We start from the raw sequence: 25008 nt of genomic DNA, 5'->3' as shown, positions 1-25008 counted from the left end.
GGGGCGGGGGGGGGGGGGGCGGCCCCCCCGGGGGGGGGGGGGGGGTGGCCCGGGGGGGGGGGGGGGGGCCCCGCCCCCCGCGGCCCCCGCGCCCCCGTTTTGCCGCTCCTGCCCGTCCCAGCCTGCGCAACCAAGGCAGGCGGCAGTGGCCGCTGCTGGCTGCCCGCATGCGGAATATCGGCGAGGGCGACGGCACACATGCCTCCGCCCAGCACCCGAACCGCCTGACGGCCGACGCCTCCTGGAAGCAGACCTCGGGTACGACCCTGGTGGGCCGCCTCGTGGACGCGACCTGCCGCTCCCTGACAACGCCGCCGTCCGCGCAGCCCGCGCCCGCGTCCCGGCTGTGGGTCTGCCCGGCAGCGGCCCGCTCCCGCTCCACCCGCCAACCACCGCTGCGCCCGGTCAGCCCGCCCGGTCGAACCCGCGGTACCAGCCCACCGGCAAGAGTGGGGACCGTCGTCAGCGGGTTACGACCAGATGGTCGGCCGCTCACCGGAACGGCCCGGGTCCCTGCCGTCCTTGCGCATCGGCTACCGGGCGTCGACGAGGGCGACGGCCTCGGCGAAGTCGGCGAACGCGGGCTCGAAGGTGCGGGCAGCGACGAGGAACATCGAGCGGTCCGTCAAGGCCCGGACGAGGCGGGCAGGGTCGTCGGGCAGGCGGCGGGCGAGTGCCACGCCTGCCCGGACGAGGCGGGCAGGGTCGTCGGGCAGGCGGCGGGCGAGTGCCACGCCTTCGTCGAAGTACGGCCTGAACCGCTCACCGAACCGATAGGGGTGGTTGCCTTCGCGGAGGGCCGCGCGGATGCTGATCCTGCGTTGGACGTCCACCAGTTCAGGCAGCCGGCCGGCCTCCCGCAGTCTTGCCGCCTCCGCTTCGAGCTCTGGCAGGGTGCCGAGGAACGCATCGCGCGTGGCGCTCGACCATCTGAGGTCGGTGCCGAACGGCGGCATGGGGGACTCGGGGCTCGCAGCCGGTTCGTCGACCCGCCCCGACAGGGCGAACAGGGTGACCCACCACCCGAGGACGCAGCTCCAGTTCTCAGGCTCACCCGTTGTCGCCAGTTCCTCCAGGACGGCCAGTGCCTCCCGCCGGCCGGCCGCGGCGTCCGCCTCCTGCCCGGCGGCCTCGCGCATCCGGGTGAAGTGCACCAGCTCCCAGGTGAGGATGGCCAGCGCCGTGCGCTGCCCGGCGGCCGCGCGCCGGGTCTGGTCAAGGAGCTCGCCGAATACGGCCGATGCAGCATCGTGCAGTCCGGCGCCCTCCAGGTTCGCCGCCCACTCGACCATGTTCCAGAAGGAGTGCTCCGGTATGCCGTTCCGGGCTGCCTTCTCGTTGAGTTCCGCGGCCTCCCGGAACCGCCCGTCCTCGGCGAGGACATTCGCCAGCCGCCCGCTCTTTCCGGCCTCGGCCATCTCCTCGCAGGCCGCGTACCCCTCGGGTCGGCGTCCGAGAGCGAACAGGGCCGACTGGTAGACATCCAGGGCCCTGCACAGCCGTTCTGCCCGCTTCGGAGCCCCGTCCTCGATCCTCCGCGCGACTTCGACCGCTTCGGCGGCCAACGTCAGGTCCACCTCCGGGTCCCGGCTGCGGTAGCTCATCGAGAGAAGTGCATCGACCAGCTTCGGCAGATACGCCTTCGGGCTCACCTCCGCCAGAACCCGGTACGCGTGGACCTCTTCCAGCAGGCCCAGCCGGCCGGAACCCAACAGCAGCACCCGTGCCCGCAGCACCGCGTCGTGATCAATCTTCCCCATGCTCCCCCTGTTCTCCGGCTGATTCACGAAGGAGATTCTGGGCGTCGGGGAGCGGACCGGACAAGGCTCGCGAACTGTGCGTTCCGTCCTACGAAAAACGGCGCTGACCTGTCATGATGGACATACCCTCGTAGCAGGACACCGGATATGTGGCCGCCAGGGCAGTGACGGACTCCTTGGATCGCCCGGACCGCCGCGTGCGCACCGCTGGACTGTCCGCCCCATGAACTCCGCGTACGTGACTACGTCCTGGCCGGGGGCCGACTTGTCTCGATTGCCGACCTGCGCAGTGGTCGGCCTCGGCCTCGGTCAGTGGTTGTGGGGGCTCAGCAGCGTGGCGGCCGCGGCGATGAAGGCGACGGATGCTTCCTTGGCTGCATGCCGCCGGGCGTCCAGCTCGGTCCGGTCGACGGCCTTGCGCAGCGCGTACGTGGCATCTGCGGCCTGCTGGGCGGGGCCGGCCAGCTCGGGGACCAGGACCTGAAGTCGGATGTGCGGCGCGGTGATTGCCGCCCGGGTTTCGTGGGACCTCGTCTGGGTCTCCAACTGGTGCTCGGTGCCTGCCTCGGTCAGAGCCAGACGCTCCCGATGGAACATCGCCGAGCGGTGCGCGTCCAGGGCGGCCGCGAAGTCGGTGACGGCGCCGAGCTGGTCCTGGCGGTGGCCGTGGGCGCGCTCCTCGGCGCGTGCGGTGCGTGCCGAACGCTGCTGGAGGAGTCCGGCGGTCAGGGCACCGGCGAGGGTACCGAGTACGGCAACGATCGAAGGCCATATGGACATCAGGTGTTGGGTCCTCTCGGGTAGGCGGTTTCGGCGGTGAGGCCGGCGGGCAGCGAGGTACACGGCGGCGCTTTCGGCGGCGGGGTTACGCCTGCGGCCCTCCGGACCTACCCCGGCGGTCAGATTCGCGGCTGGGGCCCGAGTTCAGGGCTCCGAGGCCATGATCACTTACTCCGAGCCGACCGGCACACGAGACGGCGGGCAGCAAGTACCGACGTCCTCCTCCTCGGGAGTCAGCGGCGCCGCAGTTCTGGCCGCAGGCGCCGCTGCGTACGCGGTACGTCGCGCGGTGACCGCCCGCAGGCGTGACCGCGGCAGAATGCGTATCCGCCGGGGTTCAACGCGTGCGGCGGGAGCGGGTCAGAGCCCGCCCGCCCAGGGCAGTGCCGGCCAACCCGAGCAGCAGGGCCACGTAGGCCCCGCCCAGCCCGTTGCCGGTGCCGAGTCCACCGTCGGCAGTGGCCGCGACCAGAGCGCCGAGGGCCGTGGCGGTCAGCCCGGCGACCACGGCCGCCGCGGCCCCCAGCGACCCGTTGGCAACGCCGAGACGACTGGCGGGCCGGGTCAGCGCCAGCACGGCGATGACGACGGCGGCCAGCCCCAGCAGCCCGCCGGTGGCGGCGCCGAGCCTCCCGAGGCTGAAGTCGGTGACGCCGGCGGCGACCGGCCGGATCGAGGCGTGCGCTGCCGCTGGTGCGGCAAGACCGAGCCCGCCGAGCAGGGCGGTGGCAAAGGCGGCGAACAGGCGACGAGCGGACATCAGGGTGCTCCTTCTCTTCCCACGACTGGATGTGGTTCGAGCATGTCGGCCGGACCCGTGGCAGGTCGTCCGGCAGGCGCAGACAGTTCGCGCTACCACGGACGCGGCAGGTGCCGCGGAGCTACTGCGCGCGTGGTAGTCGGCCGCTCGTCCGCGAGCGGGATTCGCCCGCGGCGGCCACGGGCTACGGTGCGCGCATGAACAAAGGACGATTCCGCGTTCGGGCCGGTGTCAGGGACTGGCTGATCGCGGTAGGCGTGGCGGCGGCGCTGCTGGTCACCGGTCTGTCGGGGCAGCACTCCGCCACGGGCCTCGACCTGCTCGGCTACGCGCTGTTGGCGGTGGGCGGCCTGGCCCTGGCGGCCGGCCGCCGGGCTCCGGTCGCCGTCCTCGCCGTCACCGGGCTGTGCGCGGTGGGCTACCAGGCGGCAGGGTTCGACGTGGCTGCCGTCGCGTTCCTCTTCGCGGTGTACGCGGCGATGCGGGCGGGACACCGGACCGTCACGGTGGTGGTGAGCGTGGCCGTGCTGGCGGCTCTTCCGCTCGCGGCCCTGGTATCGGGCCTGCACGACACGGGCGAGGCGTTCGCGCAGGCCCGGGGCGCCCTCCAAATCGCCTGGCTCATCGCCGCCGGCGCCGCCGGTGAAGCCCTCCGCCAGGCCGAACAGCGGGCCGACGAAGCCGAACGCACCCGCGAGGAGACCGCGCGGCGCCGCGCCGACGAGGAGCGGCTGCACATCGCGCGGGAACTGCACGATTCACTCACCCACCAGATCTCGGTCATCAAGGTGCAGTCCGAAGCCGCCGTACACGTGGCCCGCAAGCGCGGCGAAGAGGTCCCCGAGGCCATGCTGGCGATCCGGGAGGCCGGCCGGGAGGCGTCCCGGGAGCTCCGCGCGACCCTGCAGGCACTGCGCGACGACGACACCACCCCGCCGCACGGGCTGGACCACGTCACCGAACTCGTCGAGCGGGCTGCCAAGAACGGCCTGGAGACAACGCTGACGATCGAGGGCCGGCGACACGACGTGCCGACCGCAGTGGGCAGGACCGCCTACCGGGTCGTTCAGGAATCGCTGACCAACATCGCCCGTCACGCGAACGCCGGCACGGTATTGGTCCACATCGACTACCGGCCGGACACCCTCGCGATCCGCATCGACGACGACGGCAAAGCCACGCCGGACAGTGCGCCCCAGCCCGGCATCGGGCTTATGGGGATGCGCGAACGCGTCACCGCCCTTGGCGGCCGGCTCCGAGCCGAACCGAGAAGCGAGGGCGGCTTCACCGTCCAGGCCGAACTTCCCGTGGAGCGAGCATCGTGATCCGTGTCCTGCTTGTCGACGACCAGCCGCTCATCCGCAGCGGATTCCGCGCGTTCCTCGACCTCGAAGACGACATCAAGGTCGTGGCCGAGGCCGCCAACGGGCAGGAGGGCCTGGAGCTCGCCAGGAACCACCTGCCCGACGTCGCGCTGATCGACATCCAGATGCCGGTCCTCGACGGCATCGAAACGACCCGGCGCATCGCAGCAGACCCTGCCCTCGCCGGAGTGCACGTCGTCATCCTGACCAACTACGGCCTGGACGAGTACGTCTTCAACGCCCTGCGCGCCGGCGCGGCCGGATTCCTCGTCAAGGACATCGTGCCGGAGGACTTCCTGCACGCCGTACGTGTGGCCGCGCGCGGCGACGCCCTGCTCGCGCCCTCGATCACCCGCAAGCTGATCAACCGGTACGTAACCCAGCCTCCTCCCACCGCCGCCAGCACGGCTCTGGAAGAGCTGACCAGCCGCGAACGCGAGGCCGTTGTGCTGGTCGCGCAGGGCCTTTCAAATGACGAGATCGCGGACCGCATGGTGATCAGCCCACTGACCGCCAAGACCCACATCAATCGGGCCATGACCAAACTCCGTGCCCGCGACCGCGCCCAGCTCGTGGTACTCGCCTACGAATCCGGCCTGGTGACGCCCCACAACTCCTGACAAGCCGGGAGCCGTCGCCGGCCCTCCGGGGTGAAGGTGAAGGTCTGGCGGAAGGGCCCCGTTCCGAAGCGCACTGCAAGCAGGAGGGGTTCTTCGTGCTCCGGTGGCCATGACTGCTCCGCTCCCGGAGCGGTGCCGTTCCAGAGATGGAAGGACACCATCGGTTCGTCCGGGTTCTCAGTCAGGTAGCCGAGGGTCTTGCCGTAGTAGGGGTTGCCGCTGCCGAACAACATCGACGGGGTACCGAACTCGTCGACGACGTCCGTCCACACGCGGTCCTCGCCCGCCCACTGGCGGACCGCACCCTGCAGGACTGCGTATTCGTCACGGTCCAGTACGCGGTCGGGCTTGAGCCAGCCGCGGCGGTGCGCGAACTCGGCATACACCGAGGCGATGCCGTACTCGTAATAGCGCTCCGGGATCAGGTTGCGGAACACGCCCGCGACACCGGTGCTGGACCAGGCGCCGCGCTCTTCCCAGACGCGCTGCTGCTCGGCCAAGGCCTCGGTCCGGCACTCTGCGAACAGCAAGTGGTCCATCAGCATGCGCAAGGCCAGCTCCGGCTCCTTCCCAAACATTCCGGGACGCCGCAGGGCGAGATTCAACTGATCGACGAGATGCGCATGTATCTCGTCGGAGGCTGCAAGCGAGCTGGAAGTAGGCACCCCACAGTCTCCCGCAAATGCCGCCGGATCGCGGTCGTGGGCTGGAGCGCAGCCAATCTCCACCTGAGCCAGATCCAGGACGGACGGCGCCGGATCGGTTCGCGGCCTCGGACGATCGATGAGTACGACAGCGCTCAGGCCGCCGAGGCCGTGCCGCTCCAGTCCGGCGCGCGGGCCCGTCACCGTAGACGAATTGGACGCACCTTGTTCCACCCCTGTACGTCCACTTGATCAGCCCTCACCAGTGCGACGCGAGTCTGGAGTCACTCGGAACCACCCCCCACCGCACTGGAGTTGTGATGACCAACGCCCCCAAGGCACCCAACGCCCGCAAGACCCGTATACGCGTCGCCCTCGTCGCCGCCGCCGCCGCGGCCGCCGCCACGGTCACCGTCGGCGTCAGCGCGGCGACGCCCGAGAAGGCTGCGCCGGCCAAGCCGTCGAAGCAGCAGATCGCCGCCCTCTTCGACACCTGGAACACGGCTCTGCAGACCGGCGACGCCGAGAAGGTGGCCGACCTCTACGCCCCGGACGCGGTGCTTCTGCCGACCCTGTCCCCGGAGATCCGTACCGACCGCGCCGGCATCGTCGACTACATGGAGCACTTCCTCGAGAACAAGCCGCGGGGCGTGAAGGTCGAGACCGTCATCAACGTCCTCGACGGCGACTCCGCGATCGACACCGGGCTGTACGACTTCCACGTCACCGATCCCGAGACCGGCGAGAAGAAGACGGTCAAGGCCCGCTACACGTACGAGTACGAGAAGCGGAACGGCCAGTGGAAGATCGTCAACCACCACTCCTCTGCGCTGCCGGCCGCAGGCTGATCCATACGCAGAGCCCGCCCCCGGGTGCGTCCCGCAACGCCACGGCCCCACCGTCGTCCGTCAACAGCTGCTTGACGACGGCGAGCCCGAGGCCGGACCCGGAGCGCCCGGTGAGGCCCTGACCGCGCCAGAAGCGGTCGAAGGCCCGGGACTTCTCGCCATCCGACATGCCGGGGCCCTGGTCAAGCACCTGCAGCGCGATCTCGTCGCCCTCGCCCGCCTCCACGCGTACCGTGATCGTCCCGCCGTCCGGTGAGACCTCCAGGGCGTTGGAGAGCACGTTGTCCAGGACCTGGTCCAGGTGGCCCGGGCTGGCCATCACGAACAGCCGGCCGTCGGCATTCCCCCGGAGCGCGATGGTGATTCCGCGCTCGTCGGCGGCCGGCCGCCACACCGACAGCCGCTCCTCCAGTACGTCCCCCAGCGCCAGCGGTTCCGTGGCCGTGACCTTCGCCTCGGCCCGCGCCAGCACCAGCAGGTCGTTGACCAGGCGGCTCATCCGGACGACCTCCGCCGTCGCCTGCTCCACATCCTCCTTGGCGTACTCGTCGTCCACGCCGTCCGCGATGTTGTCGAGCGAAAGGCGCAGGGCCGTCAGGGGCGTACGGAGCTGGTGGGACGCGTCCGCGACGAAGTTGCGCTGTGCGGACATCAGGGTGTCGAGGCGCTCGGCCCCCTGGTTGAGGGTGCGCGCCAGCGTCTGCGTCTCCCTGGGGCCGGTCACCGGCGAACGGGCCGTCAGGTCGCCGTCGCTGAACTTGCTCGCCATGTCGTTGAGCTGGCGCAGGGGACGGGTCAGGCGCCGCGCCGCCACGGCGCCGACCAGGGCTGCCACCCCCAGGACGAACACCGCGAGGACCGCCCGGAAGCCCCAGATGCTCCACAGCCGGGAGGTGAGGTCCCTGGTCGAGTACACGATGCGTACGGCGCCCACGACCGGGCCGTCGGCGCGCTGGTGGGCGGGGACGGTGATCACCAGGTCGGGGCCCCAGATGAACGAGGAGCCCCAGTCGGTCGTGGGCTCGCCCTTCTCCAGGGCGCGGGTCAGCGCCTGGTCCCGGCCGGCCGGCGGCACCATCCCCAGGCATCGCTGCCCGGAGACGACCGAGACGACCTGGACATCCCCGGGCGTCTGCCGGCCATAGGCCATGGCCATCTCCGCGAGGGCCCGGCACGAGGCCTCGCTGCCGTCGCCCAGGAGGAGCGCCATGGTCGAGGCCTCGCGCTTGACGGAGACCGCGGTGTCGCCCTTCAGCTGGGTGGTGAGCGTGAAGGCGACGGGCACGGTGAACAGGGCGACGGCGACGGCGACGAGCAGCACGTAACTGCGGACGAGCTGCCTGATCACGAGGCGCCGCCATCGCTCAAGCCGTGGCTCACGCCTTCGCTCACGCCCTCGTTCACGACGAGCCGGAACCCCACACCCCGTACGGCCTCGATGGTCAGTGCACCCGCGAACTTCCGACGCAGAACGGCCACATGGACGTCAAGCGTCTTGGTCGGCCCGAACCAGTTCGCGTCCCAGACCGCCTCCATGATCTGCTCGCGCGACATCAGCGCGCCCGGCTCCTGCGTGAGGAACGCGAGCAGGTCGTACTCCTTCGGTGCGAGGCCCACTTCCTCACCATCCAGCCGTACGCGGGCTGCCCTACGGTCCACGGTCAGGCGCGGCCCGTACCGGTCGGGGCCACCGCTCGCCGTCGCGCCGGCAGCGTGCGTCCGCCGCATCACGGCTCGGATGCGGGCGATGACCTCCCGTACGCCGAAGGGCTTGGACACGTAGTCGTCGGCGCCCAGCTCAAGCCCGACCACACGGTCCGTCTCGTCGCTCCGCGCGCTGATCACGATGATCGGTACGTCCCCCCGGTGGCGGAGGGCCTTGCAGACGTCGAGCCCGTCGGTGTCGGGCAGCCCGAGGTCGAGCAGGACGACGTCGTACGCCCCCGGGTAGGCCAGGGCAGTCGCGCCCGTGGTCACCCACTCCACCTCGAACCCGTAGCGGACCAGGCCGCGCCGGAGGGATTGGGCGATCGGTTCGTCGTCTTCCACCAGGAGTACCCGCATGAGCCGAACCCTAGTAGTTGAAGATTAATGTTCAACCGCGAGGTATCCGCCGCCCGCCTGAGCGGAGGCGCAGTCGACGGGCGGTCGCCGGGCTTCGACGGGGCCTCGGCTCTGCCAGTCGTTGCGGACCACGTATGGGATCTTGAGATCACGAGCGGCCCATGGCAGGCTCATGCCGCATGATCGATGAATTCGCGAAAGACAACCTGCACGGGAGACTGCGGCGGGACCGCAAGGCGCTGCTCTGGAAACTCGACGGCTTGTCCGAATACGATGCCCGCCGACCTTTGACAGCGACCGGGACCAACCTCCTCGGCCTGGTCAAACACGTGGCCAGCGTCGAGGCCAGGTACTTCGGCGAGGTCTTCGACCGCCCTTCCCCGGAACCGCTGCCCCAGTGGCAGGACTCCGACGGCAGCGATCTGTGGGCGACCGAGGACGAGACCCGCGATCAGATCATCGGGTTCTACCGGCGCACGTGGGAACACTCGGACGCGACGATCAACGAGCTTCCCCTCGACGCCCCCGGCCACGTGCCGTGGTGGCCGGAGCCTCATGCCGACACGAACCTGTTCGCCGTCATGGTCCATGTCCTCGGCGAGTCCATCCGGCATGCCGGGCACGCCGATATCCTGCGCGAGGGCCTCGACGGCCGGACCGGGTTGCGGGCCGAACACGAGAGGCAGATCGACGAGGAAGCCCGTGCAGCCTACCGCGCGAAGATCGAGCAGGCCGCGAGGTCGGCCGCACCGATCAAGGCTTAGAGGCTGTCTCACGTGACGTGATGTTCGTGCGGCATGATGCCGGTCGCGGGTCCTGATCTATGGAAGCGTCTGGTTCCTGCTGAACTCTGGGTGCTGGCCGCCCCGTTGCCGCCATCGTTCGCTGCCCGTCCGCAAGGTGGTGGGACCGCTCCGTGTGACGAGCGGGCCGTGTTCACGGCAGTGGTGTACGCGCTGACCAGCGGCTGTGCCTGGCGGCATCTGCCGCCGACGTTCGGCACGTCGCCCGCCACCGCGCATCCCCGCTTCACGGTATGGACCGAGGCCGGCGTGTGGCGTCGGCTGCACCGGGCGGTGCTGGACGAACTCGGGGCCCCGGGGCCGAGGTGGACTGGACCTCGGCGATCGTCGACGCGGCCTCCGGCCGCACCAGAAGGGGGGTCGCCGACCGGGCCGAACCATGTTTTTTCGCGCACAGCGGCGAGCTTTCCCTGCCCGTTGTGGCCATCGCCAACGAACCCCTCCGCCCTCTGGGACGGGCCACCGACCACCCAGACCGTCCTCGGCGGAGACCTCGGCCCCGTGGCGTACCCGGCGCAGAGCATCACCGGGTCCCGGGCTGATCCGGGCCCCAGCGGGTGCGTGCGGTAGGCGGCTGCCCTAGCGTCTGAAGAGGGAGGGGATGCCCTGCCGAGCAGGTCCGGTGCGGGGGCCGGGACCCTGTGGCTCCAAGTCGGCCGCATGCGCTCGGCGCCGTTCCCACGTGGTTCCGGCACGCCCAGGTCCCGGGCCGCGCGGCGATCCCGGAGAGCAGGTACGTCCCATGAGCACGTCGACCCGTATCGCAAGTGTCCTCACCGGCCTGACCCTCGCCCTCGGAGGCGCGGCTCTTACAGCCCCCGCCGCACACGCAGACGTCACGGCCTGCATCAACCAAGTCGAGCGGGAGCTGAAGGGCGGCGAGGCTCCGGAATCCGTCCGCGCGGCGTGCTACGTCGCGTTGACCGGTGCCCACGATGCGTGTGTGTCCGGTCTGACCGCGAGCAGTGTGACGAACGGGACCGCGGTGACCGCCTGCCGACTGGCCCCCGAATAGGAGCGCTCCGCCCGGCGAATGACCCGCGAAGCCAATCCAACGCGGGCTTCCTCCAGCGATACGTGAGGTGAGCACCGTACTTGGCCGCATAGCACGGTGCTCAGTCACACCGCCCGGTCCCGGCCGCTTCGGGCGAGGGTCGACGCCAGCCCGCGCCGATATGGCGTGTGTGGGTGAGGCCCGGTGCCCGGGATTCCGGGGGCAATTCCACCGGGCCGCCCCCCATGCCGAGGCGCGAACCAGTCAGCGGTGTGTGGGGCCTTCGCCGAGTGTGCGGCGGCCGGGTACGGCCTTGGGCTCGGGGGCGGACTCTTCCAGGGGAGCCGGCTCGGTGCCCTCGGCGGCAAGGCGGGCCCTGCGGGATCCGGGGGAGGCGGCGGAGGAGCGGGGGCCTGTGCCCAGGGCGCGTCGAGTGTTCACCAGGACAGTGTCCTGCGCGGGAACCATGGGAGGTTGGGCGGGGGTCCGCCTTCAGCGAGCCCCGGAGCGTGCTCACCCCTGACCTTGCTGGTCGCCGAAGTCCGCGACACCTGAACGCCGCGGCGCCCGGCGGCCCCCCCGGGCGTCGGCGCGGCCGCCCGGGCCGAGTCGCGATCAAGACCGGGTGGGGGTGACGATGAGGTGGGGGGACGGCACACGCAGGCCGTCACCGCGACGGAGGCAGAAACGCTGAGGGGGACGGTCACTCCAGAGGAGTTTCTGCGGGAGCTGCGGTAGCAGTGCCATGACCCGGCGTAACAAGGTCATCCTTCCCGCCCCGAAGCTATCTGCGCCGGGTGCACGGACGCGTGATCTGCATCAGTCGTGAAGCCTTACGGTGTCGGCTGCTGCGTTATGACTGTCCCCGTGCCCGGTGCCGCTTTGCGTACGACCAGGTCACCGCGATCATCAGGGCCGGGATGGCAAACAGCGGGGCGAAGGCGAAGCCCCAGACGGTCTGTGCCGTACCGCTCGACATGTACGTCTGGCTCTCGACGGTGAAAGCGACCACGACTTGCCACAGTGCCACCAGGACCAGGACGCCCGAGGCGGTCCAGGCCAGCGGGGCGAGGACCCCGGGGTGGAGCGGCCGCCACCGGTCACTGACCAGCAGCAGCGGAGACAGAGCGGCCAGCTCGGCAAGGACGGAGAGACCGACGACGTATGCGATGCCCCAGCCCGGGATGTCGAAGACGTCGCGCAGCACCTGGTCGCTGTAGCCCACATAGACACCGGATGCCATAGCGATGCGCCACAGGCCGGACGGGACGGCGCACAGCGCGATGGCGTGGGCGGCGCGGCGAGCCCAGACAGGCGCAGGTGCGGAGGCGGGGAGAGGGGCGGTCGCTGTCGTCATGACGTACATGCTGGCCCTGGACATGGCGGCCGCGCTTCGTCCGCTACGGCGGACCGTATCCGCCCTGCGAATGAGGGCGCACCCGCTGAGGGAGGACCTGAGGAGGACTCAATCGCCGGACGAGCTGGGTTATCCATCCATCCGGCCGTCGAGGACTTCGCCACCAACCCGGCGAACGTTCGCGGTCACAGCACTAGCAAGGCCCTGAGCCGCACAGCGCCACGGCGGGCCGCAGGGCATGCTCGGCAGGTAAGTCCAGGCGAAGGGTTGCTGGGGCCCATTCGGTCAGCGGATTCCGGAGTCGGGATGCACGGCATCCCATTCTTGGCGTGCTCGCGCGATGGCATCGCGGTGGTCGGCTGACCAGTCCGCGAGGGCTTTCACCAGATGTGTGAGGCTGTGGCCCATCGTCGTGAGCGCGTACTCGACCTGCGGAGGCACTGTCGGGTGCACGGTCCGGGTGACCAGCCCGTCGCGTTCCAGCCGACGCACAGTGAGCGTCAGCATCCGCTGCGAGATGCCGGGGAGGGCGCGTTGCAGCTGTCGGAAACGACGTACGCCCTGGGCCAGTTCGACGACGACCAGGACCGACCATTTGTCCCCGATCCGGTCGAGCACCTCACGGATCCCGCAATCCTCGTGCTCATCGCCGCACGTGACTACGGGTTCGGTGGTTACCCCTTTGTGCCCTACTGACATGGAAGTGCCTCCTTACGCTTCGTGACGCAAACCCGCAGGATGATCCCGGTTACCGAAGAGAACCTACCGGAACGGGAAGACCCTGATGATCATGGTTACTGGAGCTGCCGGCGCCTTGGGCGCGCTGATTGCCGAGCGGCTGGCTGACCGTGACGACACGGTCCTTGGAACGCGCGATCCTCAGCAGTGCCCGGCTGTGCTGCCTGTCCGCCGCATCGACTTCGACGATCGCAGCACCCTCATCAGGGGCTTCGACGGTGTGGATGTGCTGGTCCTGATCTCCGCGGGCTACGGCGAGGACGACACCGTCATAGCCCGGCACGGCGCCGCCATCGACGCCGCCGAGAAGGCCGGTGTGGGGCATGTCGTCTATACAAGCCTGACCGCCGACGGCGATCACCTCCCTTACGCGCTGCCGCACCGCTGGACCGAGAGGCGGCTCCGGGAGAGCACCATGGACTGGACGATCCTGCGCAACGGCCTCTACGCGGAGCTGCTGGCAGGGCTCGCGCCGTTGGAGGGCGGCCGGATCACTGCCCCGCTTGGTGAGGGCCGTCTGGCAGCCGTTGCGCGGGCGGATCTGGCCGACGCCGCGGTACGGGTAACGGTGGAGGCGCCCGCTCACGCAGGACGCATCTATGAACTCGTCGGCGAGCAGGCGATCGGCGGCGCCGACCTGGCCCGCGCACACGGACCGCACGTCACCTATGAGCCGGAGACACTCGCCCAGGCCCGCGCGCGCATCGCCGCCTCCGGCGCCGAACTGTTCCAGGTGCCGATGCTGGTGGGCACCTACTCCGCCATCGCTGCCGGATTCATGTCCCGAACCGGTGGTGACCTTCGTCAACTCCTGGGCCGCGAACCCCGATCTCCGCTCCCAGCAACCCTCGCATAGCCCCAGAGCACAGGCCCCGCGCGGCCAGGAAAGTCCTCTGCCGAGGCGGTGAAGGCGCGGACGTCCTTGGGGAGGCAGTCCTGCCGCCGTAGCCGATGCCCGGCCGCATACCGCCGCTGCCGATCCACGCTCCGTCCGCTGACCAGCGGCGATGCCGTTCATGGACCGTCTCCCAGGGTTCGAATCGCACCGGGAGGTCTCGCCGCTGCACACCCGTCCGCACCCGGTAGAGAACCCCGTTGATCACCCGACGGTGATCGCTCCACCGGCCCCCACGCGCGCCACCAGGAGGTAGGAACGATCCCAGCAGGTCCCACTCCGCGTTCGTCAGATCTCCACGACGCATACGGCCGACCTGACGCCAACACCGCACCCACATCAGGGGATCCGAGAAACAGTGCCTAGTCGGCCGTAGCTCAAGTGTTGCTCTGAGATGGCGGGAAGAGGGTTGGTCGCTGTGCTGTCAGGTGACACTGCCGACAGATGAAGTGGGCCGAAACGGGGGCGGATCTGGTATGCGGTGGGTGTTCCGGTGGATCGCAAGGGGCTCGGGCGAGACGCGGACTCTGGATGTGTATGACGTCGCGTTCCTGGCGGGCGGGGCCCGGCGGGTGGTGGACAGCGCGGTCATCGCGCTGAACCGGCGCGGGCTGCTCGTGGTGCACGCCTCGCAGGTGCGTACGGTGGATGGGGAGCAACCCCTGCATGCGGTGGAGCGCGCTGTGGTCGCCTTCTGCGGGCGCACCAAGAGCATCGACACGGTACGCGCTGGCCTGCAACGCTCCCCGGAGGTTGAAGAGATCGGCCGTGGGCTGGCCGTATGGGGCCTGGTGGCGGGCGCGGACCGTCAGGCGACCCGGGCCGGCCGACGACACCTCCAGCAGGCCGAACGCGACCCGCGCATGCCGGCGTACGTCTTCGTCGAAAGCGCCACGGTCCGGGAGGGGACCGTGCGACGCCCGGCTGGCCGCGCGCAGGCGGTTCCACCCCGCCCTGGCCCGACGCCGAGGCGCAGCGGCCAGGGCCCGATGTCGGGGCGCAGGTCCCCGCGCCTGGACGGCGACTCCGGTCCACACTCAGGCGGCGGCTGGGGAGGCGACGGCGGTGGGGGCTGGGGAGGCGATGGCGGCGGGGGCGGGGGAGGCGGTGGGGGAGGCGGGGAGTGAGTGCTCACGGGCCAGTTCACTACGGGTCGGAGTACTCAAACTTCCACGGCAGGTGTCTGAACGCTCGCGCGCCTTGGTATTGGAGTCGCGGCGCAAGCCGGCCTCCAACGGCCCGCACCTACCGCTTCGCCGCCCCTGTGTTCGCGATCAACCGCGCCGGACCGGTCGACTGGGGCGACTCCGCCGGTGGCGCAGGCTGCTTCGAGCAGGCCCACTTCTGCCACGAGTTCCGGGCGTTCACCGGGCTCACGCGGACCCGGTACGTCGAAGTCCGCGGCGGTTCCCGCGCGAACATCCCGGCCACGCGCTGGACGGCCGGCCGCTGCCGGCCGATTGATCTCTTACATGAGCGACAGCTCACGACACGCTAACTTGGGGCACCCGAAGCAGAGGAGAGCCCCGTGGGCAAGGTGGTCATGTACAGCTCGGTGTCGGTGGACGGCTTCGTCGCGGACGAGAATGACCAGCCCGGACCGCTGTTCGACTGGTTGTCCAGCGGTGACGTCCCGTTGGACGAGAGCGGCGAGCTGAAGGTGTCGCAGACGTCCTACGACTACACCCGGCCGTACTGGGACCAGATCGGAGTCACGATCGTCGGCCGCCACGTCTTCGACCTGACGGACGGCTGGGACGGGAAGCCGCCGGGCGGGATCGACCACGTGGTCGTCGTGTCGCACCGGCCGATGCCCGAGGGCTGGGACCCCGAGGCGCCGTTTCACTTCGTCGACGGCGTCGAGGCAGCCGTGGCCAAGGCGCAGGAGCTTGCGGGTGACCGCATGGTCGAGGTCGCCGCTGGCGACGTCGGTGGCCAGGTGCTTGCCGCGGGCCTGATCGACGAGGTGCGCATGGACGTCGTACCGGTCGTGTTCGGGTCCGGCAAGCGCTACTTCGGGTCGGTCCACGCGCAGCACCTGTTGGAGGATCCGGACGTGGTGATTCAGGGCAACCGGGTGCTTCACCTGCGCTATCGGGTGCGCCGTTGACCGGGCGCCCTCGCCCTTCTTGCCGGGGACTCGGTCACGCAGCGGTCCGCCTCACGCGCTCTCGGCACTTGGGCCTGTCGCGTATGCCAACGGCGGCGCGATCGCCCGTACGTCAACTTGCTCCGCAACCCACAGTCCGATGAACAGCGCGGCGGTCGCTTCCAGCAGTCCGGCGCGTTCCAGCCCGCCTCCGGCCACCGGCTCGCAGCCCACATCCCGCACCAGCTCGTACACCCGTGTGAGCGCTGCCTCGTCGTCCCCGCAGACCGGAACTGCGAGGGGCTGACCGTCGAAGACCGGCGGGGTCATCCGCCACACGTCTTCGTGACAGAGGTTGAACGCCTTGACGACCTGCGCACCCGGTGCCGCCGCGGCGAGGCGGCCCGCCGCCGACGGGCCGCCTTCCGTCAGCAGCCGGAAGCCGGGCCCGACCGGATTGGCACAGTCGAGCAGGACTTTCCCGCTCAGCGCCGCCTGGAGCTCGTTGACGACGTCCGCCCCCGCGCCGTACGGCAGCGCGGCCAACACCACCTCACCGAAGCGCGCCGCCGCGTGCAGACTCCCGTGCCCCGCACCGCCCCGGATGCGTGTCGCAAGCCGTTGGGCCTTCCGCTCGTCCCGGCCTCCGACCAACACCTCGTGCCCGGCCCGCACCCAGTGCGTGGCCAGTGCATCCGCCATGTTCCCCGTCCCCAGCACACCGATCTTCATCGATCCACCCCTCTCCGCGCTTGCTTGCTTCAACCGCTTCCGGGACGACACTAGGAAACCCGTCAGGCACCATTTGGTACGTGACGACCGACCCGTATCTCGCCGACTGCCGCGCCCGCCTCGCCTTCGACCTTCTCTCCAATACCTGGAACGCCGTACTGCTCTGGGCCCTGCGGGACGGTCCCAGGCGTCCCGGCGAACTCTGTGAGCGCATCGGCGGCATCAGCCCCAAGGTCTTGACCGAGACGCTGCGGCGGCTGGAGTTCAACGGTCTGGTGGAACGACACGCCTATGCCGAAGCACCGCCCCGTGTCGAGTACGAACTCACCGCTCTGGGAAGGACGTTGCTCGGCCCGATCGACGCATTCGGCGCCTGGGCTTTCGAGCACGGCGATGAGGTCATGGCCGCCCAGGACCGAAACAGCGGGTGAATTTTCAGCCCGCGCCTCCGCTCTGACACGCTTTCATCGCGATGAGTTCAAGCGGCGCCAGCACATCAGCCAAGGCACAGCCGGGGCCACACACCAGCCTCGGTCCACTCCGCCAGGCGCCGCCAGCAGTCATGCTTGAGCCGACCCCCAGCTCCTGCGGCAGGTGCTCCCAGGTAATTGTGGGCAGTGATCGAGCCCTTTCTGCCGAAGGTGGAGCGCCGGCTTCGGCATCCCGGTCGCAAGCGGCATCCGGATCGACTGGTGTTCCAGGGCGCCGGGCCCGGAGAGGTGCGCCGTCACCAGGACCTGACCGGCCGCGGTGCGGTAGTAGAGGACAGAACGGCCGGCGCGCCGGCGCCCGGTCAGGCGGGCCTCGCGCAGAATGCGCAGGTGCCGGCCCACCGAACCCAGGGGCAGCCCCGTGAGGGCCACCAGCTGGGTGGTGGTCTTCGGCGTATCGAGCAGTGTGAGGAGTTTCGCCCGGGCGGGGCCCACCAGTGCGGCCAGGGCCTTCGGCGCCGGGCGGCGGTCGTCGCCGACCAGGACCCCCGAGCACGGGTAGACGACCGCGTACCGCCGGGCGGGCCGTGTGCGCGGTCCGCCGCCGGGCGCCACGTCCCAGCAGATCCAGCTCTGGTCCAGGGTGACCGGGACGAACATTAGCTCCACACCGGAGAGTTCCATCGGCGGGCTGTCACAGGCGGTGATCTGGAGGCGGTCCTCCCCGAGCCAACGCATGCCCGGACGCATCTCGTTCAGAGCGGTGGCCCAGCCGTGCAGGCCCAGCCGGGCGGTGCGGGCGACGATGTCCGCCTCGATGATCCGCCTGCGGCGCGGCCACGAGGGCCGGACGGCCTGCGTCCACACCCAGTCCAGGAGATCCGCGGCCCGCTGCGCCAGGTCGTCGCCGGTGCAGCAGCGTCGGCAGCGGGCCGCTCGACGACTCCGCCAGATCGGCGAGGACGGCGGCGGGCGCGGTGCCGCGCACCTGCGCCACTTCCTCGGCGAAGGTGAGACCACCGCCCACGGGCGTCGGGGTGCGGAAGGTCGCGTTCCACCTGCGGCCGAGCGCGGCCCCGACCACGCCGCGAACGCCCTGGACTTCTCCCGGGCGGCCGTCGACGGCTCCCACGTCGGGCGCTGAAGAGGGATCCAAGACCGCCCGGTGGCCCGACCTCAGGTTGGCTTGCGCCACACAGAAATGTGCTTCGCTGAGTCCTGGGTGAACGGCGCCCCGTCCCAGTCCGCGACGCGACGTTCCAGCCCGAGCCCAGCGATCCGTGCCATCAGGTCGAGCTCTGCCGGCCAGGCGTAGCGGTGCCGGGAGTTGCCGCGGCGGTAGCGGCCGTCGTCGCCGTCGCGGGTGAAGTGGTGCGAGACGAGAATCTGCTCGACGAGGTCGAAGGTGTCGAAGCCGAGATGCTGCTCAGAGACGTCGAACGGCACCGCGACCTGGCCGGGCGGCAGGAACCGCAGCGGCGGCACGCCCAACTCGATGACGAACCTGCCGCCGGGCTCCAGATGCCGTGCGGCGTTGCGGAAGCACTCGACCTGCTCGTCCTGCGTGAGCAGGTTCGTGATGGTGTTGTAGACGAGATAGACCAGGGTGAACTTGCCGGGGACGACGGTGGTGGCCATGTCCCCGATGGCTACCGGGAGCGTGTCCTCGTCGATCTTGCGCCGCAGCACCGCTGCCATGTGCTCGGACAGTTCGATGCCCACTACCGGCACGCCGCGTTCCCGGAGCGGGACGCCCACTCGTCCGGTCCCGATGGCGAACTCCAGTGCCCGCCCGTCTCCGGCGAGCTCGGTGAGGAAGGCGAGAGTCGGTCCGAGAACGGCGGCCGAGGACAGCTCGCTCTCCTCGGCGTCGTAGCGGTCGGCGGTCGCACGGGTCCACAGTTCGCTGCTCGTCACGGGCGGCCACTTTGCCGGGTACCGAGGGACGCTGTCGACGCATTTACCTTCCACCGGCTCCGATCACACGGTTCGGGGCGGGCCGGTACAGACCTTTCAGGGCACCGCTCGGCTCGGAACGCACGGTCACGGCAGTGGTGCGGTCGTTCTCCTCGGCGCAGCGTGCACCGCCCACAGCCCGCCGTCGACTTCACATGGCTTCGGCCACGCGACCCAGCACCCCGGGTTCATCAGTCTCGAAGTGATCCAACCACCTTGAATGTCCTGTCGCATTCCGGTTGCCAGGTGGTGCGGTTCTGACCTACGCGGCTGCCAGATGGGCGGGGATCCGATTCCCAGGCACTCGGCGCCCAGACATAGCTGTGGACCGGTCACCCCGCGGCCGGGCGACGAGGCCGGTCGCGCTGAGCGCGCCAGGCGGCAAGCGCTTCGGTACGGCTGCCAGCCGGATGCTCGGCATACCAGTCACGCAGAAAGCGGTTGAGCTCGAACTGCGAGCCGATCTCCTGAAGCTGGGCAGCGGCCTGGCGCGTGGCGTGCCAGTGGGCGATGGCATCGGCCAGGGTGCGCCCTGCACCTTCGGCTACGAATGTCCGCATGTAGGCGTCGAAGTGGAAGCCCTGGCCGATCTCGCGGCGGAAGTACTCGCGCAGCACCTGACTGCACCGCTGGCCCTCGGGAATCACGGTGAGGCCGTTCACCGGCGCGGCGAGCTGGCGGCCGGCGCTGCGCGTGCGGGGCGGCGCGGCCGTCGGGGCGACGCCGTCCAATGCGGCCCGTAGCCGCTCCGTCAGTGCCGCCTTCCCACCGCCCCGCGGCACACCGAGCTCGCGGGCAAGCACGGTCAGCTCGGCCAGCGTCCAGTACCAGCGGGACAACTCGTCCCCGCTCAACGCCGCACTCAGCTCTGGTCTCGTCTCAGCACCCGCATTCGAACTCATGTCCCCATGATAGGAGGGGAGGTACGCCCGCCTCGGCGTGGTCGAGGGCTACTCGACGTGGGTGACGGTGGCACCGTCGCGCAGGTGCTCAAGCTCGGTGGCGTAGGCGCGGCGGTCGGCGAGCGCGGCCCGGCGCAGCAGGAACAGGCGGCGGGCCATTGGGGTCGGTTTTCCGGCCCGGGCACAGGCGGCACACGATCGCTGGACGCGACACCGTCAGCTCCATCTGCGTCTTCTCCCTCGCTCACTCGGCGCCGGCCCCGCGGCCGGTCGGCGTGGATCTGGAGAAGTCCGCGGCGGTGATGCCGTCTGGGTGTCCGGGCGGCCACTCCACCAACTCGATCCGGTAGCCATCGGGGTCGGTGAGCCACGACGTCTTCGGGCCGCGAGGGCCGCCCGGATATTGGACAGGTCCCGGCTCAAGGCCGGCGTCGGTCAGCCGCTCCAGGGCGGCGGCCAGTGTGTCCACCTGGATTGCGAGGTAGTCGACACCGTTGCCCACGTCGACGCGTCCGCCGACGGGGTGGTGGACCAGTTCGAGCGAGGCGGCCGGTTCGCCGGGGAACTTGAGGATCACGAGGCGACTCCCGTCACCGCCGTTGACCCTGCCCAGCTCGGCGTAACCCAAGGCGGTGTAGAAGTCGAGCGAGCGGTCCAGGTCGGTGACGCGGTAGGCGACGAAGAGCGTTTTCACGCGGCCTCCTCGGGCCGACGTACCCGGTAGCGGAGGTGCGTGACGTCTCGGTCCTCGAGCCGTCGGACGAGGTGGAGTTCGATGTGATCGCCACCGAGGTGGTCGAACAGTCGTCGGCCGGCCCCGAGGAGGACCGGAACCAGGTGGATCTCCATCTCGTCGATGTGCCCGGCTCGCAGGAGCGCTTGGGCCGCGCCCGCCCCATGGACCATGACCGGCCGGTCCCCGGCGGCCGCGCGAGCCTGACGGGCGCAGTCCTCGACGTCGGTGACGAATCGCGCGTGGCCGGGTGGCACGTCCCCGTCATCGACATGGTGGGTGAGGACGAAGATCGGCACACCGTCGTGATGGTCGCCCTGCCAACGCCCGGCGAGTTCGAAGGTCCGACGGCCGGAGATCACCGCGCCGGTCGCCAGCGCTTCGCGATAGACCTGTCCGCTGGGACCGTCGGAATTCCGGTCGTCGAGCCAGTTGAAGAGACGTCCACCGGCACGTCCGAGCTCCTGGCCCGGTCGATCGTCCGGACCAGCGATATAGCCGTCGAGCGACATGGACATATACAGCCGAATCGGATTGCTCATTCTGGCCTCCATCTCTCCGCCATGACAAGGGGATGCTCCGCTTCCCGCCCAGTAGGGGCGGGAAGGTCACAGGGGAAGACTTCAGGCAGCAGGCAAACTCATCGGCCTGACGTGGCGTAAGCCGAGAGCAGCCGATCAGTTGTTCCTCACGACACCGATCGATGACCGTGCTGACCCAACCGCTAGGCGGCTTCGCGTACGGCAGGTCACTTTCCGTCGGTGATGTAATAGTCGTTCTTGAGGTACTCCAGGGTGTAGCTGCCGAGGTCACTCTCGGTGAAGGTGGCGGAGGACCTGACCGCTTCAAGCGGCATCTCGATCTTGTCGAGGGTGCGCACGACGACGCGCTGCGGATCGACCGTCGCGGTTTGCAGGGCCTTCTTCTGCTCGGGTGAGATCATCTGGAACACGATGACGTACGTCGAGGTGCACGGGCCGAATCCCTGGTCCTGTGCCTTCTTCGCGCCCGGCCCGGCCACTTCGCAGACCGTGCCGATGTCCTCACGCCCAAGGCCGTGGAGGTACTGCTCGTACCGTTGGATCGCGCGCTCTTTCGTCATGGGCGCGGGCTGGTTCCCGGTAGGGGCGGCCGACGGCTTCTCGGTGCCGGCGGACGCGGACGGCGCGGCCGACGGCTCTTGCGCCGACGCGGACGCGGGCGGCTGCTGCGAAGGCTTCGCGGCCGCGTCCTCCTCCGCTTTCTCCGGACCGCACGCGCACGCCGCCAGCACCACGCAGGCCGATACCGCCGCGCTCACCATCGCCTGCGTTTTCATCAGATTCCCTCCATCAGCCGACTACACCATCAAGACTTCACGCAGGATCCGGGGGAACGGTTCCCGAGCCCGTGATCGGTGCGGCGCTCGCTGTCGTACCTCCGACGTCCGGGAGTCGACCGCCCCCGGAGGGACGACGCCGCGATGTCGCTGCCCCGGACGTCGCGGACGACCCGGAGAAGCTGCGCGCGCTGCGGGACGAGCTCGACGTCCAGCAGCACCAGCGCAAGCAGGACGAGGGCCATGGAGGGCATCGCCCGCACGAGCGGCACGTCCGACGGCTGACCCGATGCCGCGCGCCCCAGTGCAGCGGAGCTGGTGTCTGGTGCATCCGAATTCTGCACGGCTCGGGTCCGGTGACTACGATGCGCGCCCGCAGACGCCGGTTCCCCCTGCGTGGCGTGCCGGTTGCGAGGGCCGTTTCTCTTACTCGGCCCCCTCGATGACGCCGTGGACGGCTACGCAGTAGTAGATGCCTTGGATGTCATCTACCACACCGTTCTTGGCGTGGCAGTCCGCCTCCGAGATCGGCTCTGGGTCTGCCATGGAGGGCGTCGCACCGATGACGGTGAGCGCCAGAGCAGTGCAGGTCATGACGATGATGGACGCGGTTCGTCGCATGGGCGCCTCTTCCTGGATCACGAGTTACGCCGAACGTTTCACAGCCTCGACGCCGCTCGGTCTACCGGCGCGCCCCCGAAGGAGTGAGTACCCACGCGTGGGACCCGAGGGCCCTTGATCCCGGTGATCACACAACTTGGCCCGGGCGCGCTCGGCACGCCACAGGGCGGGGTACTCGGGACAGCCCGGTTCCGTGACCGCGTGCTCTATCTGACGGATGAGCGCCTTATCTGTTGTAGCCGAGTTTCGATCTGGCGCCTCGTACGGGTTCTGTCGGCCGTCAGTGGCTTCTCAGGCGCCGTTCTGGCAGGCAGGGTGTCGGGCATGGACATCTCGCCGTTCCTGCAGCGCAAGCTCGCCCGCCGCTTCGACACCTTCGACACCAACCGTGACGGCTATATCGACCGCGCCGACTTTGAGTCGGCCTGCGACCGCCTCGCCACCGCTTTCCAGCTCGCACCTGAAGCCCTCGCGCTCAGGCGCATGCGGGAGCTGAGCGACGGTCTGTGGCAGCACTTGTCACGGGCCGCGGACACCGACGTTGATGGACGCATCAGCCTCGCCGAGTACCAGGCGGCGTTCGCCGCCGGGTTGCTGGTCACGCCCGCTTCCTTCGACGCCGGGTACATGCCGTTCCTCGATGCGCTGATGGACATCGCGGACGAGGACGGCGACGGGAAACTGACCCGGGATGAACAGGTTCGCTGGTCCGGCGCGCTGATGGGGCTGCCTGAAGCGGACGCTCGCGAGGTCTTCGGCCGCCTCGACCGGGACGCCGACGGGCTGATCAGCCGGGACGACATGCTCCGGGCAATCCGTGAGTTCTACTTCAACGAGGAGCCGACCTCCACCGGTGTGTGGCTGCTCGGACCGCTGGACCCGGCATAGCAAGCAAGCCTGTCGCCCAGACGGACCGGTTTGAATTGAGACGGCTGTTCATGTCCGTTCGAACCGGCCGTACGGGCCACTTCCGCCAGCCCGGGCGGCCGGATGCTCCTGCAGAACCGGCGCGGCTCCCTGGTCCAAACCGATTCCCCGACCTGGTTCGCAGCCGCCGGGCAGCTATCGAGGGACGATCTGATCCACGGCCGCGGTATGGGCGCGCCACGCCCCGTCCGCTTTGGGACGTAGAGACAGCCGAGGGCTTCCTCGCAGGTGTGGCTGCCGCTACCGGCGCGACGGAAGCCCTGGCCCCGACTGCGCACCGCACTTGGCCTCTGACTGCATCGACAGTGCGAATCGTTCCTGCGGTGAATGCCTGCGGCTGTGTGGGTGAGCGCAGCCCGCTATGTCTGCGGCGGAGGTGAGAAGGCCGGTAGAAGACGGGGGTCGTTCCGTCGTCCTGAGGGGTGTTCGTGATGAGCCGAGGCTTGATCGTCGTGGATGTGCAGAAGGACTTCTGCGAAGGAGGCAGTGTTCCCGTCGCGGGAGGCGCGCAGATCGCCACCGCGATCGCCGAGCTGGTGGAGCGGAGCGCGGACGGTCACTACCAGTACGTCGTGGCCACCCGCGACCACCACATCGACCCGGGCAGCCATTTCTCCTCGAACCCAGACTTCAAGGACAGCTTCCCCGTCCACTGCGTCGCCGGAGACGAAGGCGGAGAATTCCACCCGAACTTCGCCCCCGCAGCCGCCGGCGGCAAGGTCCACGCCGTCTTCTTCAAGGGCGCCCACAGCGCGTCCAAGAGCGGCTTCGAAGGCGCGGACGCCGAAGGCACCTCCCTCGCGGACTGGCTGCGCGCACGCGGGGTGCGGGATGTGGACGTGGTGGGCATCGCAACCGACCACTGCGTGCGTGCCACCGCTCTGGACGCTGCTGCGGCTGGATTCGGGACCCGGGTACGCCTGGACTACACGGTCGGTGTCGCCCCCGACACCATTGCCTCCACTCTGGACGACTTCCGCCAGGCAGGCATCGAGATGTCCGGCAAGGCACCGGCGCCGAGGTAGCCCAGCAGGCAGGGCAACGCCCTCACCCGGTGGCGGTCCACACTCGCGGAACCGGTTCTTCGAGAGCTCGTCGGGCTGGCGGGTACACGCCCCTGCCCGGGGTGCCTCGATCCTTCGGGGCGGGGCGCGCGGGGCTGGCGTCTTCCAGGATCGGCTCGCGCCGTGCCTGGTAGGGAGCCGCCTCCACTGCCGCGCGCGGCAGTGGATCAACCTTCTGGTGGAACGATATGACCATACGCAGGTTGACGCTGCGGCGTGTTCCAGGAGCGCCGTCTGCGGCAGCGCCAAGCGGCCGGCCCCGCCGCGCCTCCTCCGGCTCCCCGAGGCCGGGGGAGGGTTGCGGATCTCCAGCACGTCGATCTCGAACCCGGCGAGGATGCCCCGCTCGATCGCCTCCGAGAGCCCGAGCTCGGACAGCCGCGGCCCGTACGTCACCGACTGGCCTGCTGTACCCGCCGACACCGTCACGGAGCTGGCGCTCCCCGCCCTCGACGCCGCCCCGGCCTTCAGGCCGAAGCAAGTACAGGGGATCTACCACGACAACGCCCTGCGCCTGATTCCCGCAGTTGGCGACCGTCTGAGCATCGGCTGGTGCACCTGGTTGGCCGGCCGGCCGGCCGGTGCGGTGGGGTAGCCGGGCCGTGCGG

The 25008-nt window shown here is 69.9% G+C and carries 29 protein-coding genes and 4 pseudogenes; 13 read left to right on the top strand and 20 right to left on the bottom strand.

The features are described 5' to 3' along the window. Positions 1-533 precede the first annotated feature (533 nt). The 3 genes from ACIPUC_RS01180 to ACIPUC_RS01170 all read right to left on the bottom strand — a co-directional run bounded on the left by ACIPUC_RS01180 (position 534) and on the right by ACIPUC_RS01170 (position 3300). Positions 534-1760: a hypothetical protein gene (locus tag ACIPUC_RS01180; protein ID WP_446586087.1), complete on the bottom strand. Its 1227-nt coding sequence runs from the start codon at positions 1758-1760 to the stop codon at positions 534-536. 309 nt (positions 1761-2069) lie between these two features. Beyond that, a complete protein-coding gene (locus tag ACIPUC_RS01175) occupies positions 2070-2540 on the bottom strand; it encodes a hypothetical protein (protein WP_446586086.1) in 471 nt (156 codons plus the stop codon). A 337-nt stretch (positions 2541-2877) separates the two neighbouring features. Next, positions 2878-3300 (bottom strand): DUF6223 family protein, encoded by a 423-nt coding sequence (locus ACIPUC_RS01170; RefSeq protein ID WP_446586085.1) that lies wholly within the window; start codon positions 3298-3300, stop codon positions 2878-2880. A 197-nt stretch (positions 3301-3497) separates the two neighbouring features. On the opposite strand from ACIPUC_RS01170, the gene ACIPUC_RS01165 reads away from it, so the two are divergent. Then, entirely contained in the window at positions 3498-4625 is a 1128-nt protein-coding gene (locus ACIPUC_RS01165; RefSeq protein WP_446586084.1) for a sensor histidine kinase, read from the top strand. Beyond that, the gene (locus ACIPUC_RS01160; RefSeq protein ID WP_446586083.1) at positions 4622-5284 is read left to right on the top strand and encodes a response regulator; all 663 of its coding nucleotides are present in this window, start codon (positions 4622-4624) and stop codon (positions 5282-5284) included. Before ACIPUC_RS01165 ends, ACIPUC_RS01160 begins: the two co-directional genes overlap by 4 nt. Here the strand turns inward: ACIPUC_RS01160 and ACIPUC_RS01155 are convergent. After that, positions 5248-5949, bottom strand: coding sequence for a hypothetical protein (locus tag ACIPUC_RS01155; protein ID WP_446586082.1), 702 nt, complete (start codon positions 5947-5949; stop codon positions 5248-5250). The genes ACIPUC_RS01160 and ACIPUC_RS01155 overlap by 37 nt on opposite strands. Before the next feature lie 299 nt (positions 5950-6248). On the opposite strand from ACIPUC_RS01155, the gene ACIPUC_RS01150 reads away from it, so the two are divergent. Beyond that, positions 6249-6776, top strand: coding sequence for an SgcJ/EcaC family oxidoreductase (locus ACIPUC_RS01150; RefSeq protein ID WP_446586081.1), 528 nt, complete (start codon positions 6249-6251; stop codon positions 6774-6776). Here ACIPUC_RS01150 and ACIPUC_RS01145 read toward each other — a convergent pair. Further along, entirely contained in the window at positions 6739-8124 is a 1386-nt protein-coding gene (locus ACIPUC_RS01145; protein WP_446586080.1) for a sensor histidine kinase, read from the bottom strand. The two genes, ACIPUC_RS01150 and ACIPUC_RS01145, sit on opposite strands and share 38 nt — an antisense overlap. Next, entirely contained in the window at positions 8121-8840 is a 720-nt protein-coding gene (locus ACIPUC_RS01140) for a response regulator transcription factor (protein WP_446586079.1), read from the bottom strand. The genes ACIPUC_RS01145 and ACIPUC_RS01140 overlap by 4 nt, the downstream gene beginning before the upstream one ends. Positions 8841-9019: 179 nt before the next feature. Here ACIPUC_RS01140 and ACIPUC_RS01135 point away from each other — a divergent pair, with 179 nt between their 5' ends. From ACIPUC_RS01135 to ACIPUC_RS01125, 3 genes are all read left to right on the top strand, one after another. After that, positions 9020-9604, top strand: coding sequence for a DinB family protein (locus tag ACIPUC_RS01135; protein WP_446586078.1), 585 nt, complete (start codon positions 9020-9022; stop codon positions 9602-9604). A gap of 33 nt (positions 9605-9637) precedes the next feature. Next, on the top strand, positions 9638-10213 hold the full coding sequence (locus ACIPUC_RS01130; protein ID WP_446586077.1) for a transposase: 576 nt from the start codon (positions 9638-9640) through the stop codon (positions 10211-10213). Positions 10214-10385: 172 nt separating this feature from the next. Further along, the gene (locus ACIPUC_RS01125; protein WP_446586076.1) at positions 10386-10658 is read left to right on the top strand and encodes a hypothetical protein; all 273 of its coding nucleotides are present in this window, start codon (positions 10386-10388) and stop codon (positions 10656-10658) included. A 243-nt stretch (positions 10659-10901) separates the two neighbouring features. Here the strand turns inward: ACIPUC_RS01125 and ACIPUC_RS01120 are convergent, their stop codons facing one another. The 3 genes from ACIPUC_RS01120 to ACIPUC_RS01110 form a co-directional block, all read right to left on the bottom strand. Next, the gene (locus ACIPUC_RS01120) at positions 10902-11078 is read right to left on the bottom strand and encodes a hypothetical protein (protein ID WP_446586075.1); all 177 of its coding nucleotides are present in this window, start codon (positions 11076-11078) and stop codon (positions 10902-10904) included. Between the two features lie 412 nt (positions 11079-11490). Further along, on the bottom strand, positions 11491-12003 hold the full coding sequence (locus ACIPUC_RS01115; RefSeq protein WP_446586752.1) for a hypothetical protein: 513 nt from the start codon (positions 12001-12003) through the stop codon (positions 11491-11493). Positions 12004-12279: 276 nt separating this feature from the next. Further along, positions 12280-12693: a winged helix-turn-helix transcriptional regulator gene (locus tag ACIPUC_RS01110; protein ID WP_446586074.1), complete on the bottom strand. Its 414-nt coding sequence runs from the start codon at positions 12691-12693 to the stop codon at positions 12280-12282. 85 nt (positions 12694-12778) lie between these two features. Between ACIPUC_RS01110 and ACIPUC_RS01105 the strand changes: the two genes are divergently transcribed. Continuing rightward, entirely contained in the window at positions 12779-13588 is an 810-nt protein-coding gene (locus ACIPUC_RS01105; protein ID WP_446586073.1) for an NAD(P)H-binding protein, read from the top strand. Positions 13589-13712: 124 nt separating this feature from the next. On the opposite strand, the pseudogene ACIPUC_RS01100 reads toward ACIPUC_RS01105, so the two are convergent. Continuing rightward, positions 13713-13934, bottom strand: a pseudogene (locus ACIPUC_RS01100) (transposase); the annotation flags it as partial. A gap of 169 nt (positions 13935-14103) precedes the next feature. Here ACIPUC_RS01100 and ACIPUC_RS01095 point away from each other — a divergent pair. Together ACIPUC_RS01095 and ACIPUC_RS01090 are read left to right on the top strand one after the other, a co-directional pair. Beyond that, positions 14104-14754: a TIGR04222 domain-containing membrane protein gene (locus ACIPUC_RS01095; protein WP_446586072.1), complete on the top strand. Its 651-nt coding sequence runs from the start codon at positions 14104-14106 to the stop codon at positions 14752-14754. A gap of 401 nt (positions 14755-15155) precedes the next feature. Further along, positions 15156-15737 (top strand): dihydrofolate reductase family protein, encoded by a 582-nt coding sequence (locus tag ACIPUC_RS01090; RefSeq protein ID WP_155342472.1) that lies wholly within the window; start codon positions 15156-15158, stop codon positions 15735-15737. Between the two features lie 51 nt (positions 15738-15788). Here the strand turns inward: ACIPUC_RS01090 and ACIPUC_RS01085 are convergent, their stop codons facing one another. Further along, the gene (locus tag ACIPUC_RS01085; RefSeq protein WP_446586071.1) at positions 15789-16448 is read right to left on the bottom strand and encodes an NADPH-dependent F420 reductase; all 660 of its coding nucleotides are present in this window, start codon (positions 16446-16448) and stop codon (positions 15789-15791) included. A gap of 80 nt (positions 16449-16528) precedes the next feature. On the opposite strand from ACIPUC_RS01085, the gene ACIPUC_RS01080 reads away from it, so the two are divergent. Beyond that, a complete protein-coding gene (locus ACIPUC_RS01080) occupies positions 16529-16879 on the top strand; it encodes a winged helix-turn-helix transcriptional regulator (protein ID WP_446586070.1) in 351 nt (116 codons plus the stop codon). 77 nt (positions 16880-16956) lie between these two features. Here ACIPUC_RS01080 and ACIPUC_RS01075 read toward each other — a convergent pair. The 8 genes and pseudogenes from ACIPUC_RS01075 to ACIPUC_RS01040 form a co-directional block, all read right to left on the bottom strand. Further along, a pseudogene (locus tag ACIPUC_RS01075) lies at positions 16957-17057 on the bottom strand (IS5/IS1182 family transposase); the annotation flags it as partial. A gap of 101 nt (positions 17058-17158) precedes the next feature. Then, a pseudogene (locus tag ACIPUC_RS01070) lies at positions 17159-18122 on the bottom strand (ArsR/SmtB family transcription factor); the annotation flags it as partial. Next, the gene (locus ACIPUC_RS01065; RefSeq protein WP_446586069.1) at positions 18056-18796 is read right to left on the bottom strand and encodes a class I SAM-dependent DNA methyltransferase; all 741 of its coding nucleotides are present in this window, start codon (positions 18794-18796) and stop codon (positions 18056-18058) included. The gene ACIPUC_RS01065 and the pseudogene ACIPUC_RS01070, both read right to left, overlap by 67 nt. 371 nt (positions 18797-19167) lie before the next feature. Then, positions 19168-19737: a DUF6434 domain-containing protein gene (locus tag ACIPUC_RS01060; RefSeq protein WP_446586068.1), complete on the bottom strand. Its 570-nt coding sequence runs from the start codon at positions 19735-19737 to the stop codon at positions 19168-19170. Positions 19738-19981: 244 nt separating this feature from the next. Continuing rightward, positions 19982-20431: a VOC family protein gene (locus ACIPUC_RS01055; protein WP_446586067.1), complete on the bottom strand. Its 450-nt coding sequence runs from the start codon at positions 20429-20431 to the stop codon at positions 19982-19984. Continuing rightward, positions 20428-21012: a dihydrofolate reductase family protein gene (locus ACIPUC_RS01050; RefSeq protein ID WP_446586066.1), complete on the bottom strand. Its 585-nt coding sequence runs from the start codon at positions 21010-21012 to the stop codon at positions 20428-20430. The genes ACIPUC_RS01055 and ACIPUC_RS01050 overlap by 4 nt, the downstream gene beginning before the upstream one ends. 206 nt (positions 21013-21218) lie before the next feature. Beyond that, positions 21219-21788, bottom strand: a complete 570-nt coding sequence (locus ACIPUC_RS01045) for a hypothetical protein (RefSeq protein ID WP_446586065.1) — start codon at positions 21786-21788, stop codon at positions 21219-21221. 426 nt (positions 21789-22214) lie between these two features. Next, positions 22215-22409 (bottom strand): hypothetical protein, encoded by a 195-nt coding sequence (locus ACIPUC_RS01040; protein ID WP_446586064.1) that lies wholly within the window; start codon positions 22407-22409, stop codon positions 22215-22217. Between the two features lie 201 nt (positions 22410-22610). Between ACIPUC_RS01040 and ACIPUC_RS01035 the strand changes: the two genes are divergently transcribed. Further along, the gene (locus ACIPUC_RS01035) at positions 22611-23297 is read left to right on the top strand and encodes an EF-hand domain-containing protein (protein WP_446586063.1); all 687 of its coding nucleotides are present in this window, start codon (positions 22611-22613) and stop codon (positions 23295-23297) included. 470 nt (positions 23298-23767) lie between these two features. Beyond that, on the top strand, positions 23768-24361 hold the full coding sequence (locus tag ACIPUC_RS01030; protein WP_446586062.1) for an isochorismatase family protein: 594 nt from the start codon (positions 23768-23770) through the stop codon (positions 24359-24361). A gap of 204 nt (positions 24362-24565) precedes the next feature. Here the strand turns inward: ACIPUC_RS01030 and ACIPUC_RS01025 are convergent. Further along, positions 24566-24793, bottom strand: a pseudogene (locus tag ACIPUC_RS01025) (hypothetical protein); the annotation flags it as partial. Between ACIPUC_RS01025 and ACIPUC_RS01020 the strand changes: the two are divergent. Next, positions 24738-24995, top strand: coding sequence for a hypothetical protein (locus tag ACIPUC_RS01020; RefSeq protein ID WP_446586796.1), 258 nt, complete (start codon positions 24738-24740; stop codon positions 24993-24995). The pseudogene ACIPUC_RS01025 and the gene ACIPUC_RS01020 sit on opposite strands and share 56 nt — an antisense overlap. Positions 24996-25008 lie beyond the last annotated feature (13 nt).

Source organism: Streptomyces sp. LARHCF249, assembly GCF_052871255.1.
The sequence above is the reverse complement of the archived record's forward strand: the minus strand, read 5'-3'. Positions and strand labels throughout refer to the sequence as shown.

Coding starts and splice junctions, on each gene's coding strand:
- ACIPUC_RS01115 (WP_446586752.1), bottom strand. CDS start 12,003: ATGTACGTCATGACGACAGCGACCGCCCCTCTCCCCGCCTCCGCACCT.
- ACIPUC_RS01125 (WP_446586076.1), top strand. CDS start 10,386: ATGAGCACGTCGACCCGTATCGCAAGTGTCCTCACCGGCCTGACCCTC.
- ACIPUC_RS01085 (WP_446586071.1), bottom strand. CDS start 16,448: ATGAAGATCGGTGTGCTGGGGACGGGGAACATGGCGGATGCACTGGCC.
- ACIPUC_RS01045 (WP_446586065.1), bottom strand. CDS start 21,788: ATGAAAACGCAGGCGATGGTGAGCGCGGCGGTATCGGCCTGCGTGGTG.
- ACIPUC_RS01060 (WP_446586068.1), bottom strand. CDS start 19,737: ATGAGTTCGAATGCGGGTGCTGAGACGAGACCAGAGCTGAGTGCGGCG.
- ACIPUC_RS01050 (WP_446586066.1), bottom strand. CDS start 21,012: ATGAGCAATCCGATTCGGCTGTATATGTCCATGTCGCTCGACGGCTAT.
- ACIPUC_RS01030 (WP_446586062.1), top strand. CDS start 23,768: ATGAGCCGAGGCTTGATCGTCGTGGATGTGCAGAAGGACTTCTGCGAA.
- ACIPUC_RS01040 (WP_446586064.1), bottom strand. CDS start 22,409: ATGCGACGAACCGCGTCCATCATCGTCATGACCTGCACTGCTCTGGCG.
- ACIPUC_RS01140 (WP_446586079.1), bottom strand. CDS start 8,840: ATGCGGGTACTCCTGGTGGAAGACGACGAACCGATCGCCCAATCCCTC.
- ACIPUC_RS01110 (WP_446586074.1), bottom strand. CDS start 12,693: ATGTCAGTAGGGCACAAAGGGGTAACCACCGAACCCGTAGTCACGTGC.
- ACIPUC_RS01150 (WP_446586081.1), top strand. CDS start 6,249: ATGACCAACGCCCCCAAGGCACCCAACGCCCGCAAGACCCGTATACGC.
- ACIPUC_RS01135 (WP_446586078.1), top strand. CDS start 9,020: ATGATCGATGAATTCGCGAAAGACAACCTGCACGGGAGACTGCGGCGG.
- ACIPUC_RS01130 (WP_446586077.1), top strand. CDS start 9,638: ATGATGCCGGTCGCGGGTCCTGATCTATGGAAGCGTCTGGTTCCTGCT.
- ACIPUC_RS01105 (WP_446586073.1), top strand. CDS start 12,779: ATGATCATGGTTACTGGAGCTGCCGGCGCCTTGGGCGCGCTGATTGCC.
- ACIPUC_RS01095 (WP_446586072.1), top strand. CDS start 14,104: ATGCGGTGGGTGTTCCGGTGGATCGCAAGGGGCTCGGGCGAGACGCGG.
- ACIPUC_RS01020 (WP_446586796.1), top strand. CDS start 24,738: ATGCCCCGCTCGATCGCCTCCGAGAGCCCGAGCTCGGACAGCCGCGGC.
- ACIPUC_RS01170 (WP_446586085.1), bottom strand. CDS start 3,300: ATGTCCGCTCGTCGCCTGTTCGCCGCCTTTGCCACCGCCCTGCTCGGC.
- ACIPUC_RS01175 (WP_446586086.1), bottom strand. CDS start 2,540: ATGTCCATATGGCCTTCGATCGTTGCCGTACTCGGTACCCTCGCCGGT.
- ACIPUC_RS01165 (WP_446586084.1), top strand. CDS start 3,498: ATGAACAAAGGACGATTCCGCGTTCGGGCCGGTGTCAGGGACTGGCTG.
- ACIPUC_RS01180 (WP_446586087.1), bottom strand. CDS start 1,760: ATGGGGAAGATTGATCACGACGCGGTGCTGCGGGCACGGGTGCTGCTG.